Annotated in this window: 12 protein-coding genes; 5 read left to right on the top strand and 7 right to left on the bottom strand. The window is 62.1% G+C overall.

Annotation, left to right across the window (positions count from 1 at the left end; all coding sequences use genetic code 11):
- Nucleotides 1–131: 131 nt before the first annotated feature.
- The 3 genes from SNL23_RS24735 to SNL23_RS24725 all read right to left on the bottom strand — a co-directional run bounded on the left by SNL23_RS24735 (nt 132) and on the right by SNL23_RS24725 (nt 3,621).
- Complete coding sequence (locus SNL23_RS24735; RefSeq protein ID WP_318303900.1) at nt 132–1,121, bottom strand: transketolase-like TK C-terminal-containing protein; 990 nt, start codon at nt 1,119–1,121, stop codon at nt 132–134.
- Between the two features lie 330 nt (nt 1,122–1,451).
- Nucleotides 1,452–2,486, bottom strand: coding sequence for an AraC family transcriptional regulator (locus tag SNL23_RS24730; RefSeq protein ID WP_076014228.1), 1,035 nt, complete (start codon nt 2,484–2,486; stop codon nt 1,452–1,454).
- A gap of 4 nt (nt 2,487–2,490) precedes the next feature.
- Entirely contained in the window at nt 2,491–3,621 is a 1,131-nt protein-coding gene (locus SNL23_RS24725; protein WP_076014227.1) for a carbon-nitrogen hydrolase family protein, read from the bottom strand.
- Nucleotides 3,622–3,832: 211 nt separating this feature from the next.
- Here SNL23_RS24725 and SNL23_RS24720 point away from each other — a divergent pair, with 211 nt between their 5' ends.
- On the top strand, nt 3,833–5,872 hold the full coding sequence (locus SNL23_RS24720; RefSeq protein ID WP_318303899.1) for an NADPH-dependent 2,4-dienoyl-CoA reductase: 2,040 nt from the start codon (nt 3,833–3,835) through the stop codon (nt 5,870–5,872).
- Between the two features lie 57 nt (nt 5,873–5,929).
- Complete coding sequence (locus SNL23_RS24715) at nt 5,930–6,817, top strand: 1-aminocyclopropane-1-carboxylate deaminase/D-cysteine desulfhydrase (protein ID WP_318303898.1); 888 nt, start codon at nt 5,930–5,932, stop codon at nt 6,815–6,817.
- Nucleotides 6,818–6,914: 97 nt separating this feature from the next.
- Here the strand turns inward: SNL23_RS24715 and SNL23_RS24710 are convergent, their stop codons facing one another.
- The 3 genes from SNL23_RS24710 to SNL23_RS24700 all read right to left on the bottom strand — a co-directional run bounded on the left by SNL23_RS24710 (nt 6,915) and on the right by SNL23_RS24700 (nt 9,679).
- Nucleotides 6,915–7,475: a cytochrome b gene (locus tag SNL23_RS24710; protein ID WP_318303897.1), complete on the bottom strand. Its 561-nt coding sequence runs from the start codon at nt 7,473–7,475 to the stop codon at nt 6,915–6,917.
- A 123-nt stretch (nt 7,476–7,598) separates the two neighbouring features.
- Complete coding sequence (phnX, locus tag SNL23_RS24705; RefSeq protein WP_318303896.1) at nt 7,599–8,426, bottom strand: phosphonoacetaldehyde hydrolase; 828 nt, start codon at nt 8,424–8,426, stop codon at nt 7,599–7,601.
- A gap of 143 nt (nt 8,427–8,569) precedes the next feature.
- Nucleotides 8,570–9,679 carry a 2-aminoethylphosphonate--pyruvate transaminase gene (locus SNL23_RS24700; RefSeq protein ID WP_318303895.1) on the bottom strand — a complete coding sequence of 370 codons (1,110 nt, stop codon included), beginning with the start codon at nt 9,677–9,679 and terminating at the stop codon, nt 8,570–8,572.
- Nucleotides 9,680–9,791: 112 nt separating this feature from the next.
- On the opposite strand from SNL23_RS24700, the gene SNL23_RS24695 reads away from it, so the two are divergent.
- Nucleotides 9,792–10,649, top strand: coding sequence for a LysR substrate-binding domain-containing protein (locus SNL23_RS24695; protein WP_318303893.1), 858 nt, complete (start codon nt 9,792–9,794; stop codon nt 10,647–10,649).
- A gap of 125 nt (nt 10,650–10,774) precedes the next feature.
- Here the strand turns inward: SNL23_RS24695 and SNL23_RS24690 are convergent, their stop codons facing one another.
- The gene (locus SNL23_RS24690) at nt 10,775–11,647 is read right to left on the bottom strand and encodes a LysR substrate-binding domain-containing protein (protein WP_076014221.1); all 873 of its coding nucleotides are present in this window, start codon (nt 11,645–11,647) and stop codon (nt 10,775–10,777) included.
- Nucleotides 11,648–11,913: 266 nt separating this feature from the next.
- Between SNL23_RS24690 and SNL23_RS24685 the strand changes: the two genes are divergently transcribed.
- Together SNL23_RS24685 and SNL23_RS24680 are read left to right on the top strand one after the other, a co-directional pair.
- A complete protein-coding gene (locus tag SNL23_RS24685) occupies nt 11,914–13,227 on the top strand; it encodes an MFS transporter (protein ID WP_318303891.1) in 1,314 nt (437 codons plus the stop codon).
- A gap of 109 nt (nt 13,228–13,336) precedes the next feature.
- On the top strand, nt 13,337–14,044 hold the full coding sequence (locus tag SNL23_RS24680) for a YebC/PmpR family DNA-binding transcriptional regulator (protein WP_076014219.1): 708 nt from the start codon (nt 13,337–13,339) through the stop codon (nt 14,042–14,044).
- Nucleotides 14,045–14,060 lie beyond the last annotated feature (16 nt).

Here is a 14,060-nt window from a genome sequence, read left to right as displayed (position 1 = left end):
GGCGACGCGGATCCCGTGTGGGAGCGGGCTTGCTCGCGAAAGCGGTGTGTCAGCAACAGAAATATCAACAGGCACACCGCCTTCGCGAGCAAGCCCGCTCCCACATTTGATCTGTGATGGATTACAGATCGTCATTTCAGGTGATATCGATGCAGGGCGGTCTCCACCTGTTCTGCTTCGATCCAGCCGTCATCCGCCAAAGCCTTCAATGCCAGCACCGCGATCCAATATCGACCGGGTGCTGACGCCTCTATCGAGCCCGCGCCCAACGCCACAAACCGCGCATCCACATACCCCGCCAACTGATCGACGATCGGCTGCGGATACCCGGTGACCGCGACCACCGGCGCGCCATCCCCAGCCAGGCAATCCCTTAGATGGCAACTGCGCTTCGGTGCCAACGGGTGCAGGCGATTCCAGCGTTGCGCCGCCTCCGCCTCGCGGGCCAGCCGTGTGTAGCTGGGGCAGCTCCACAGTTGTGCCTCGACGTTCCACTCCGTTTCTAGCAACCGCGCGGCGTGCACGACTTCTTCAAACGCTCGACCCGCGCCCAGCAACCGCACCTTCAACTCGCTCGTGTATGAGCGTCGGACCCTGTACATGCCCCTGAGCGCATGGTCACAATCCTGCGGGCTCAACCTCGGCCCGTCGTGCTGGTCGTGCAGTGCCAGGTAGTAAAAGCCCGACTGGCCGTCGACATACAGCGCCTGCAAACCTGCCAGCACAATCGCCCGGGCTTCCTCGCCGGAGGCCGGGTCATAAGGTGTGCAGTGGGGATTGCTGGCCAGCCATAAGGGCAGTGAAGGGGAGGGCCGGGTTTCATTGTCGTTGCACAAGATGCCCCGCTGGCGGGTTTCGCTGGACAGTGCGCGCAACTGCGCCGATGACGCGGCCGTGTGCAGGTACAACATGGGCTTTTCCCCGGTGTTGCGCGCGAACCACGTGGGCCAGCTCATCACCCGGCGGGAGCGCGACTGGCCGCGAATCACCCATGCCTGCCGGCTGGACTCCAGGGTGTTAGCCATGGTCATCACGCTATACAGTGGCGAACAGCGGGGCTGCTGCATTGCATTCAGGGCGTCGATACAGATCAGGGCAGAGCGTTCGGTGCTGGCAGTCATGAGCAGGGTCGCTTGGCAACGGGTGCTCTTACCCTAATGGAATTCGGCTTGTGATTGCAATTGCAATGATTGCAGTTGCATCTAAAATTCACCCGGCTAAATCAACCTAACCCTGCTACGTTTAATCTTGAAGTGCAGGAACGTCATGCCACGGACATTTTTTCGTCATGACGGCACTTTAGGCTGGTTGTGCAGGTCACTTAGCAACCCCTTTTCATAAAACAAGGAGTCAATAATGGACGATTACCAGGAAGAACTGCTGGAGTACCACGCCTTCGAACTGGATCCGCTGGATCCGGCCGATGATGCAACCGAGCTGTAAGACAGACGTCAGGCGGAATGCCGCTGACTGCGGCGAAATTCCCCTGGGGTCTGGCTGTTCCAGCGCTTGAAGGCCCGTTGAAAGGCTTCCGCTGAGGCAAAACCGAGTAAATAGGCAATTTCACCGAATGCCAGTTCGGTATCGCGAATATAGGTCATGGCCAGGTCGCGGCGAGTGTCATTGAGAATCGCCCGGAACTGAGTCCCTTCTTCCGCCAGCTTGCGCCGCAAGGTCCAGGTCGGCAGTTTCAAGCGTGCCGCCACTTCTTCCAGGTCGGGTTCCCGGCCACCATTGAGCATCGGCCCGAGCAACCGGGTAATGCGCTCGCGCAGGCTGCGGGTGCGCGTCAACTGCTCCAATTCCCGTTCACACAACTGCACCAGTAATTGCCAGGTACTCGGGCAATGTTCCGGGTTGCGCATGGCCAGGGTTTGCTGGCTCAGGCGCAGTTGATTGTGCTCGGCGCCAAACTGGATCGGGCAGTCCCCCAGCACGCTATAGCGTTCGCTGTAGTCGGGGGCCTCGAATTCGATTTCGATGCGCTGCGCCTGCACCGGTTGCAAGCTTATGCTCGACAATTGATGCAGCCAGCCGGCGATGATCGAGTCCACCACGAAGCGGTTGTACGCGTTGTACGGGCTGATGGAATAGAAGCGCAGCCAGGCGCCGTCAGTGTCCTCGTGAAAGCTCGACTGGCCTCGATAGTTGGAGCCGTACAAGGCTTCGAAGCGCGTCAGGGTGCGGGCGGCTTCGCGAACGGTGGGCGCTTGGGCGGCTGTAACACCGGCGAGGCCGGCCTGGCTCAAGCGGCTGAGCTGGCCCATGCGCAGACCCAGGCTGGGGTCGCCGGTCAGCTGGATGGCGGCGTGGCCCAGGCGCATATAACGCGGGATCGACAAGCGAGCACCCGCCTCGGCCAGGCGCGCAGGGTCAAAGCCGTATTGCAGCAGCAACGGTTGCGGGTCCAGGCCATGGCTGTGGATCGCATCGGCCAAGGTGTGGACAAAACCCACCGACAGGTCCCCAAGCCGCACCGGTTTCATCGCGTTACAGCCACACGTTCAGCAGGCGTGCGCCACGGGCATTGCCGTCGGCGAACACCTGGCCGTTGCTGCTGAGGAAGCTTTGCCCGGCGCTGCCCATGTCGAAGAATTGCCCACGCAGGAACACGCTCATGCCGGCGGTGGCCTGGCTGATGGGTTGCTGGCTGATCAGGGTCAGGCGGTGCCAGGCTTCGCCTTCGCTGAGTTCTTCCGGCTTGAGGCTGATTTCCGGTGGTGTCGACACGCTTTTGAAACCGCGCCACGGCTTGTCCCAGGTCTCGCGGCCAATCACGAAGGCCGGTACCGCCACCAATTGCGCGCCTTGCTCGTTGAGCTTGCGGTAGTTGTCCGGGTACCAGCTGTCACTGCCGATCAGGATGCCCAGGCGCCCGGCCGGGGTGTCGACCACGCTGACGGTGTTTTCGTCGCCGGGCTCGATAAAGCCGCGTTCATCGAAAATCGGATACAGCTGGCGTTGCGGCTGGCCCACCGCCAAGCCATCACGGTCAAAGACCACGCTGGTGTTGTACAACGCGCCGTGGCCGATCTGCAGTTGGCCCTGGCTGACGCTCGGGTTGGGCAGGGCAATGGAGCCGGCCACCAGGGTCACGCCGAATTCCTTGGCCAGGCCGCCGAACAGCACCTGATAGTCGCGGGCCATTGCCGGGGCCTTCATGCGCAGGTAGGCGTCGTCGATGCGGTCATCCCCCTTGGCGCTGATCAACGCCCGCACGAACAACAACGGGTTGCTCGCCGACAGCCAGTTCATCGCTTCCTTGAGGTTGGTGGCCTGGTACAGCTCGTTCTTCTCGCCACTGACCATCAGCCAGGTGCCGATATGTTCCGGCAGCACCACGATGGTCTTGTCGTTGATCAAGCCCTGGTCGCGGGCCTTTTGCAGGTAGGCCGCCAGCTTCAGGTGCAGGCGTTCCAGGCTCTGGTAGTCGGCGGGGAACAGTTCCGGCTGGATGCCCAGCAGGTTGCCGCGGTCGGCGGGTACGCCTTGGTCGACGGCCAGGTTGATCCGCAGGTCGGACAGGTAATGGCCCACTGGGCGTTCCTGGGTCCAGACCAGATAGGCGGAAACGGCGGCGACCAGGGCCATGATGAGGGTGAATCCAAGAAGTTTACGCATGGGAAAAAGACAACGGACCGGGTGCAGGGTTCGGTACCTAGGGTAGGGCTCATGTACGCAGTTGCCAAGGGGCGCTGCGCATTTGGATCAATAACTTGTCAGTTACAGTCATTGAGCGGCAACCGGCAGCCTCTTAGTCTGTGGGACATAAACCGATGGAGTGCCATTCGAGCGCTCCACGTCCCGTGATGATCCGTTGTGGAGCTGTACCATGACCGCTGCTGCCTACCCGCACCTGCTGGCCCCGTTGGACCTGGGTTTTACCACCCTGCGTAACCGCACCCTGATGGGCTCGATGCACACCGGCCTTGAAGAGAAACCCGGCGGCTTCGAGCGCATGGCGGCCTATTTTGCCGAGCGCGCCCGTGGCGGCGTGGGCCTGATGGTCACCGGCGGCATTGGCCCGAACGATGAAGGTGGGGTGTATGGCGGTGCAGCCAAGCTGACCACCGACGAAGAAGCGCAGAAGCACAAGATCGTGACGAAAGCGGTGCACGAGGCGGGCGGCAAGATCTGCATGCAGATTCTCCACGCCGGGCGCTATGCCTACAGCCCGAAACAGGTGGCGCCAAGCGCAATCCAGGCACCGATCAACCCGTTCAAGCCCAAAGAGCTGGACGAAGAAGGTATCGAAAAGCAGATCAATGATTTCGTCACCTGCTCGGTACTGGCCCAGGTCGCCGAGTACGACGGCGTGGAAATCATGGGCTCCGAAGGCTACTTCATTAACCAGTTCCTCGCGGCTCACACCAACCACCGCACCGACCGTTGGGGTGGCAGCTACGAAAACCGCATGCGCCTGCCGGTGGAAATCGTGCGCCGGGTGCGCGAAGCCGTAGGCCCGAATTTCATCATCATCTTCCGCCTGTCGATGCTCGACCTGGTGGAAGGCGGCGGCACCTGGGAAGAGATCGTGCAGCTGGCCAAGGCCATCGAGCAGGCGGGTGCAACGATCATCAACACCGGCATCGGCTGGCACGAAGCACGCATCCCGACCATCGCCACCAAGGTGCCGCGTGGCGCGTTCAGCAAGGTCACCGCGAAGTTGCGCGGGGCGGTGCAGATTCCGTTGATCACCACCAACCGGATCAACACCCCGGAAATCGCCGAGCAGATCCTGGCCGAAGGCGACGCCGACATGGTCTCGATGGCCCGCCCATTCCTGGCCGACCCGGACTTCGTCAACAAGGCTGCCGAAGGCCGCGCCGATGAAATCAACACCTGCATCGGCTGCAACCAGGCGTGCCTGGACCACACCTTCGGCGGCAAGCTGACCACCTGCCTGGTCAACCCGCGTGCGTGCTACGAAACCGAACTCAACTACCTGCCGGTCAAGCAGATCAAGAAAATCGCCGTGGTGGGTGCCGGTCCTGCGGGCCTGGCGGCCGCCACCGTTGCCGCCGAGCGTGGGCATCAAGTGACGCTGTTTGATTCGGCCAGCGAGATCGGCGGCCAGTTCAACATCGCCAAGCGCGTGCCGGGCAAGGAAGAGTTCTTTGAAACCCTGCGCTACTTCAAGCGCAAGTTGCAGACCACCCACGTCGAGCTGTGCCTGAACACTCGGGTCGACGTTGAGCAGCTTGTTGCGGGTGGTTACGACGAGATCATTCTTGCCACCGGCATCGCGCCGCGTACGCCGGCCATCCCGGGTGTGGAAAACGCCAAGGTGCTTAGCTACCTGGACGTGATTCTGGAGCGCAAGCCAGTAGGCCATCGCGTGGCCGTGATCGGTGCCGGCGGTATCGGTTTTGACGTGTCGGAGTTCCTCGTGCACCAGGGCGTGTCCACCAGCCTGGACCGCGAGGCGTTCTGGAAAGAGTGGGGCATCGACACCCACCTTGAAGCCCGCGGCGGTGTGGCCGGGATCAAGCCCGAGCGCCATGCGCCGGCGCGTGAAGTGTTCCTGTTGCAGCGCAAGACGTCCAAGGTCGGCGACGGCCTGGGCAAGACTACCGGCTGGATTCATCGCACCGGCCTGAAGAACAAACAGGTGCAGATGCTCAACAGCGTCGAGTACCTGAAGATCGACGACGACGGCCTGCATATCCGCATTGGCGCCGAGGGTGAGCCGCAGGTGCTGGCGGTGGACAATATCGTCATCTGTGCCGGCCAGGACCCGCTGCGGGAATTGCAGGATGGCCTGGTCGCAGCCGGGCAGAACGTGCACCTGATCGGCGGTGCGGATGTGGCGGCCGAGCTGGATGCCAAGCGCGCCATCAACCAGGGTTCGCGCCTGGCGGCCGAGCTGTAAACACTCAAAAGGGGCGGTGGTAGACTACCGCCCCTTTTCTTGTGCAGAACCGCCCTTATGGGTCCTTTCGACTGGCTTCCCCACGCGCCCCTTGAACCCCTGAAGCTCGACTGGATGGGGCCGGTGGACGTCGCCGTGCTGCGCCTGGATCGTATCGACCCGCTGATCAGCGGCAACAAGTGGTTCAAGCTCACCGAGCACCTGGCGCAAGGCCGGGCGGTGGGGGCCAGCGGGATCATCAGCCTGGGCGGGGCTTACTCCAATCATTTGCATGCACTGGCGGCGGCCGGGAAACGCTTCGGCTTTCCCACCGTTGGCTTGCTGCGTGGCCATCCACAAGACACGCCCACGGTGCTCGACCTCAAGGCCTTCGGCATGCAACTGCATTGGTTGGGGTATGGCGGCTATCGCGCGCGCAATGAGCCGGACTTCTGGCTGCCCTGGCGCGAGCAGTATCCGCACCTGCACCCGGTGCCTGAAGGCGGTGGTGGCGTGGCCGGTGCGTTGGGCTGCGGGGTGTTGGTCCGTCAGGCACAGGCGCAGTTAAGTGGCCTGGGCTGGGCGGATTATCACGGTTGGTGGCTGGCGGCGGGTACCGGCACCACGCTGGCGGGATTGGTGCTGGCCGAGGCGGGCGCGCATCCGGTGTATGGCGCGCTGGCGGTGCCCGACGACCATGGGGTGGCGCAGCAGGTACACACGCTTGTGCAGGAGGGTTATGAATTGCTGGAGGCCAGCCGGGGCGGCTTTGCCAAGGTCGATCCGGAGTTGCTGGCCTTTATCGACACCACCGAGCAAGCCTGTGGCCTGCCCCTGGAGCCGCTTTACACCGGCAAAGCGTTATTGGCGTTGAAGCAGCAGATTGAAGCCGGAAGATTTTCCCCCGGCACCCGCCTGATCTTCGTCCACACCGGTGGCCTACAAGGCCGCCGGGGCTTTCTGTAGGAGCGAGCTTGCTCACGAAAAACGTCAACGAGAACGCAGCGCTATCAGGTTGCCCGTGTCGCCTATTCGTTTTTCGCGAGCAAGCTCGCTCCTACAGTCATCCATGATTTCGCTCGCGCCCCGGCATCATTCGCAGCGCTGTAGTATCGCGCAGGATGTAATGGTGAACGATCGCAGCCAACGCATGCAGCCCGATCAACCAGTAACCCACCTTGCCGAACAGCACATGCCAGCTTTCAATCTCCTTGGCCAACGCCTTGTTTTCGGCAATCAGCGGCGGCAACTCGATGCCGTAGAACATCACCGAATGCCCCTCGGCGCTGACGATCAGCCAGCCGGCGATGGGCATGCCGATCATCAAGGCATACAACGCCATGTGCATCAGGGTGGCCAGCAAGGATTGCCATTGCGGTGGGGCCGGCACGATCTTCGGCGCCACCCCCAGGCTGCGGGCGAACAACCGTAGCCACACCAGCACAAACACCGTCAGGCCGAACATGAAGTGCATTTCCACGATCAACGTACGTGCGCCGCTGCCTTTGGGAAACTGCCCGCGTAACTCAATGCAGGCGTAGACCACCGCCAGCAGCACCACCATCAGCCAGTGCAACGCAATCGACATGGTGCTGTAACGCGTATCGGAATTTTTCCAGGGCATCGCTTTCTTCCTCACTCATCAGGGCAAACCTCCGTTCTTTCGCGACGGAGTCCTTCCAATGTAAGCCTGTTTTACGAGGTTTGCCCGTGAGAGGAGGGTGTATAGGCGATCTTTTGATCTCGATCAGTTGCCCTGCGGCATTTCACCCCGTGCCAGGCGCTGGTTGATGTCGGCGATCACCGCAGGCAGGTCGGTGATGGTGTCGATCATGTAGTGCGGGCGCGAGCCTTCGAACATGGCCTCGATGCGTGTGCGTTCGCTGGCGAGCGTGCCGGCATCGAGGGCGCGGAACTGCTCGTAGGTCAGGCCCAGGGCGTTGCCCGAACAGGTCAGCGCCACGGTCCACATCCCGGCGCGACGGCCTTCGAGAATGCCCGGCACGGTGTCGTCAATCTTCACGCAGGCCGCGACATCATCAATCCCGAGGGCGATCACGTTGGCCAGAGCCTGGGCTGGCCATGGGCGACCGTTGGGTACTTCGTCGGTGGCGACCACGTGGTCGGCAACGTAGCCGTTGGTGGCGGCCAGTTCGACGACTTTGTCCATTACCTGCTTGGGGTAGCCGGAGCACGAGCCGACCTTGATCCCTTGCTTGCGCAGGTTGGCGATGGTGTCCAGGGCGCCGGGGATCAATGCCGAGTGCTCGGCGATTTTCTCGATCTGCAGCGGCATGAAGCGCTGGTAGATGGCGGTCACATCATCGTCAGTCGGTGTGCGGCCAAAGGCCTTGCGATAGCGCTCGGCCACTTGCGGCTGGTCGCACAGAGTGCGGATGTGGTCCCACTTGCCCATGCCCATCGGGCCACGGGCTTCTTCGATGGAAACCTGCACGTCGAATTCAGCGAAGGCTTCGACAAAAATCTGCGTGGGCGCGAACGAGCCGAAATCGACCACGGTGCCGGCCCAGTCGAGGATCGCGGCTTGAAGCTGGGTTGGGTTTGCGTAGTTCATGGTTCAGATCCTGTTTAAAGGGGATTTATGTAGGCGTGCGCTTGCTCGCGAAGGTCGTTAACGATGACGCTGGCATGCTGGATGAGCGCGGCGCCCTCGGGTTTTTCGCGAGCAAGCTCGCTCCTACAGGAGGCAATTCAGTTTTATATCTCGAGCACGTTCATTTCTTGCAGCACCTCGGCCACCGCCGCGACAGCGGCTTGCATCTCGGCCTGGTTTACATGGCCGATGCAGCCCACGCGGAAGGTTTCCACCTGGGTCAATTTGCCGGGATACAGGATGAAACCCTTGGCCTTGACCCGTTCGTAGAACTCCTTGAACTGGTAGCGCGGGTCTTTCGGCGCATGGAAGGTGACGATGATCGGTGCCTGGATCGCCGCAGGCAGGAAGCTGCGCAGGCCCAGTTCGGCCATGCCGTCCAGCAGCGCCTGGCAGTTGTCGGCGTAGCGCTGGTGCCGGGCGGGCAGGCCGCCTTCTTCGTTGTATTGCAGCAGCGCTTCGTGCAGTGCGGCGACCACGTGGGTCGGCGGAGTGAAGCGCCACTGACCGGTCTTGGCCATGTAGCTGTGCTGGTCGAACAGGTCCATCGCCAGGGAATGGCTGTTGCCTTGGGCAGCGGCCAGCGCCTGCTTTTCAGCGAACACAAAACCCATCCCCGGTACGCCTTCCAGGCACTTGCCGGAGGCGGCGATCAGCGCGTCGAATGGCACCTCGCGGGCGTCGATCGGCAGCGCGCCGAAGGAACTCATGGCGTCGATGATCAGGCGCTTGCCGTGGCGGGCGATGACCTGGGCGATCTCGGGCAGCGGGTTGAGAATCCCGGTGCTGGTTTCGCAATGGATCAGTGCGACGTGGGTGATGCCCTTGTCGGCGTGCAGCAGGCGGTCGACGTCGGCGGCGGTGGTGGGTTCGTCTTCGGCGGTTTCAAAGGTACTGAACTCGCGGCCGAGCACTTCGCAAATCTTCGCCAGGCGTTTGCCGTAGGCGCCGTTGATCAGCACCAGCACCTTGCCGTCTCGTGGGACCAGGGTGCCGATGGCCGCTTCCACGGCGAAGGTGCCGCTGCCTTGCAACGGCACGCAATCGTGGCTGTCGGTGCCGTTGACGATCACCAGCAGCTGCTCGCAGAGGCTGGCGGTCAGTTGATTGAAGCGGTCATCCCATGAACCCCAGTCGACCATCATGGCCTGGCGGGTACGGGCCGAGGTGGTCAAGGGCCCGGGGGTCAGCAGGATCGGCGCGGCAGTGCTCATTCGTGTGTCCTCGCAAAACAATGGGATGAACTTACGGCGCCTAAATTGCAGTTTGGCTTGTCATCAATCAAATTGTTTGTTGTTATGCGAGCTATCAGTGAGGCCGATAGCTATGAACCTGTTTCAACTGCGTGCATTTGATGCCGTCGCCCGCGAGGGCAGTTTTACCCGGGCGGCCGAGCGCCTGTTCATCAGCCAGCCGGCGGTGACCGGGCATATCAAGGCGCTGGAGGAGCACTACCAGATTGCCCTGCTGCGGCGTACCGCGCGGCGGGTGGAGTTAACCGAGGAGGGCACCAAGCTGGCGGCGATCACCCGGGCGATCTTCGGCCTGGTGGAGGAGGCGCAGACCTTGCTGGAGGCCAACCGGCAACTGCTCACCGGGCGCCTTGAAGTAGCGGCGGACGGGCCGCACATGGTCATGCCGATGTTGGCCAGCCTGCGGCAGCGGTATCCGGGGATTACCGTCAATTTGCGCCTGGGCAACGCTCAGGAAACCCTCGCGGCGCTATTGTCGGAACGCGCCGATGTGGCGGTGTTGACGGAGGTGGAGCCGCGCAAGGGCCTGCATTTGCAGCCGTTGATCGAGTCCCGGATTTGCGCGTTGGTGCCTGCCGGTCACCCGTGGTTCGCGGCGCCTGAGGGGATTCGGTTGGAGCAGCTGGATCAGGTAATCATGGTGCTGCGTGAGCCCAGCTCGATCACCCGGCGCACTTTCGACGATGCCTGCGCCCAGGCCGGTGTGCAGCCCAGGGTGTTGCTCGAGTTGGACAGCCGTGAGGCGGTGACGGAAGCGGTGGCAGCGGAATTGGGGGTTGGGGTGGTGTCGTCGATGGAGGTCAGCCGGGATCCGCGGGTGCACGCGATTCCGATCCAGGGTGAGGGGCTGGTGAACCGGCATGTGATCGGGTGCATGGAGCGGCGGCGGGAGTTGCGGTTGATTCAGGCGTTTTTCGAGTTGGCGCCTTAGAGGGTGTTGGCTCAAGGTCTAGTTGGCCCCTTCGCGAGCAAGCCCGCTCCCACACTTGACCGCATTCCATGGGTAGAACTCGGTCAAGTGTGGGAGCGGGCTTGCTCGCGAAGGGGCCCTCAAATTCACCGCAAACTTTCCCGCACAATCTCCAGAAAAGTCGCCACCACCCGCCGCGAACTCTGCTCTTTCAAACACACCAGGGTTTCCTTCATCCGCTGCGTACAATCACGGATCGGCATCGCGTACACCCGTGAGTCCGCCCCAAACTCCGCAGCCGACACCACCCCCACGCCAATCCCCACCACCACCGCCTCCCGCGCGGCTTCGCGGCCTTCCACCTGGATCGCCGGGCGAATCCGCAGCCCGGCCTGGTGCATTTCCTGCTCCAGGGTCTGGCGGGTCACCGAGCCGATTTCCCGCAACACCAGCGGCGTATCGTCCAGGTCCGCCAGGCAGATCGACTCGCGCCCCGCCCACGGATGGTTGCGGGCGACAAACGCGAGCAATTGATCATCGGGCAAGCGCAGTGACAGCAGCCGCTCGTCGTCCACATCGCGCCCCAGCAGCGCAAGGTCGGCCTGATAGTTGTAGAGGCGAAACAGCGATTCATCGGTGTTGCCGGTTTCGATCTTCACGCTGATGCCCGGATATAACTGGCAGAAGCGCGCGATCTGCGGCAACACATGCACGGGCGCATCCACCGCGAGCGTCAGAGTGCCGGTTTGCAAGGCGCGGGAATCCTGCAGCAGCTCTTCGGCTTCCGCCGCGACGGCAAACAAGCGCTGGGTAATACTCAGCAGGCGCTCTCCGAGGTCGGTCAATCGCACCGAGCGTTTGTTGCGATGAAACAGCAGCACGCCGAAGCGTTCTTCGAGTTTGCGCACCTGGTCGGAAATGGCCGGCTGGCTGAGGAACAAGCGCTCGGCGGCGTGGGTAAAACTGCCGTGCACGGCCACCGCATGGAAGGCTTTGAGTTGGGCGTGGGACACCGACATCGCGAATCCTCTTACAAGCTCAGCTTATATTTGAAATACGATAAATCGATTTTACCTATTAGTCAGCCATTGCTTTTATAGCCCCAGTCGCCGTAGGTCGAGCCCTACACCTTTGGCGGCCATGGGTCTTTTGCGTGTTTACCAGCAGGACTCATCTGACCAGTACCGCCGCCTCCCAGGCGCCGGTACTGCAGTGCTCAACAATAAAAATACAGGCGTTTGCTTTTCATTCTGCCGGCACACTCACACCCGAGGTCAGAACCACCATGAATACTCCCTTGAGTAGCATCAAGCGTTGGCGCGTGCAGATTTTCGCCATCACCTGGCTGGCGTACGCCGCCTTCTACTTCACCCGCAAAGCCTTTTCGGTGGCCAAACTGGGGATCGTCGACGACCCGAGTTTCCCGCTGGACAAGATGATGATGGCCAACCTGGATGGCATCTACCTGGCGGCCTACGCCGTTGGCCAGTTCACCTGGGGCATGCTTGCCGACCGTTTCGGGCCACGTGTGGTGGTGCTCGGCGGGTTGCTGATTTCAGCCGCCGCCGCCCTGGTGATGGGCACGTTTGCCACTTTGCCGATCTTTGTCACCTGCATGTTGATCCAGGGCCTGGCCCAGTCCACCGGCTGGTCGGGGTTGTGCAAGAACCTCGGCAGCTTCTTCCCGGCGCAGCAGCGTGGGCGGGTGCTGGGGTTATGGAGTTCGTGCTACGCCTTTGGTGGCCTGGTGGCGTCGCCCTTTGCGGGTTGGTGGGCGTATACGCTGATCGGCACCTGGCATGCGGCGTTTATCTCCAGTGCCGCTGTGGTCGCCGTGGTCGCGGTGCTGTTTTTCATTTTTCAGCGCAACACGCCACAGGATGTGGGCTTGCCGGCGGTGGAACCGGAGCCGGAACAGACTGCTGCTGAAAAGAACCCCAGTGTGCTGGCGCCGCTGCGTGCCATTTTGCGCAACCGTACGGTGTTGACCCTGGGGCTGGCGTATTTTCTGTTGAAACCGGCGCGTTACGCGATCCTGTTGTGGGGGCCGGTGATTGTGTATGAGCAGATGCCGTCGGTGGGCAAGGTCGGCGCGGCGATTGTGCCGACGGCGTTCGAGCTGGCGGGGTTGCTGGGGCCGATCATGATCGGCATGGCGTCCGACAAACTGTTCGGCGCCCGGCGCATGCCGGCCTGTGTCCTCAGCCTGTTGGCGCTGACGGTGGCCCTGGCGTTGTTCATGGGCGCCTTGCACACCGGCAGTGTGGCGCTGGTGATGGCGTTGCTGTTTGTGATGGGCCTGACCCTGTACGGGCCGGACTCAATGATCAGCAGCACCGCCGCCATCGACTTCGGCACCGCCAAGGCCGGCGCGACGGCGGCGGGGTTCGTCAACGGCTGCGGTTCGGTGGGGGCGATCCTTGGCGGCTTGCTGCCGGGCTACTTCGACACGGTCACAGTGTTCATTGTGTTTGCCGGTGCCGCGCTGTTTTCCTCGCTGGTGTTGATGCCGTACTGGAACGCCAGGCCGGCGGTGCTGGCGCAGGTGGGTGACTTCGTGCCCGACCGTGAGCGCGCAATCAATCCCTTGCGGACCTGAGGGGCATGGCCGGTTTTTTGGTGGATTAGAGTGTTTCAGCGCTATAAACTCTGCCCCCAAAGCGCCGGCCAGTAGACGTCTCGGCGCGATGGACAGAAGAGAGTGAGTCATGGGCGCACAGTGGAAAGTCAAACATAAAGAAGCGGCATCCAATGCCAAGGGCAAGATCTTCGGCAAGTTGGTGAAAGAGATCACCATTGCTGCCCGTAACGGTGCCGACACCTCCACCAACGCACACTTGCGCCTGGTGGTGGAGCAGGCCAAAAAAGCCTCGATGCCCAAGGAAACCCTGGAACGCGCGATCAAAAAAGGCGCCGGTCTGCTCGGTGAGACCGTGCAATACCACCGCGTGACCTACGAAGGTTTTGCCCCGCACCAGGTGCCGCTGATCGTTGAATGCGTGACCGACAACATCAACCGCACCGTGGCAGAAATCCGTGTGGCGTTCCGCAAGGGCCAACTCGGTGCGTCCGGCTCCGTGGCCTGGGACTTCAACCATGTGGGCCTCATCGAAGCCTCGCCGGACAGCCCGGAAGCCGATCCAGAAATGGCCGCGATTGAAGCCGGTGCCCAGGATTTCGAAGAAGGCGAAGAAGAGGGCACGACCCTGTTCATCACCGAGACCACCGACCTGGACGCCGTGCAGAAAGCCTTGCCGGAGCAGGGTTTCACCGTGTTGTCGGCCAAGCTGGGCTACATCGCGAAGAACCCGGTAAGCGGTTTGAGCGATGAGCAGATGGCTGAAGTCGAAGCCTTCCTGGAAGGCTTGGACAACCATGATGACGTGCAGGATATGTTCGTCGGGTTGGCGGGTTAATTCTAATCTGATGTGA

The organism is Pseudomonas sp. SED1 (assembly GCF_034044025.1).
In the GTDB taxonomy this organism is placed as follows: domain Bacteria; phylum Pseudomonadota; class Gammaproteobacteria; order Pseudomonadales; family Pseudomonadaceae; genus Aquipseudomonas.
This window is presented reverse-complemented; position numbering and strand designations above follow the sequence as displayed.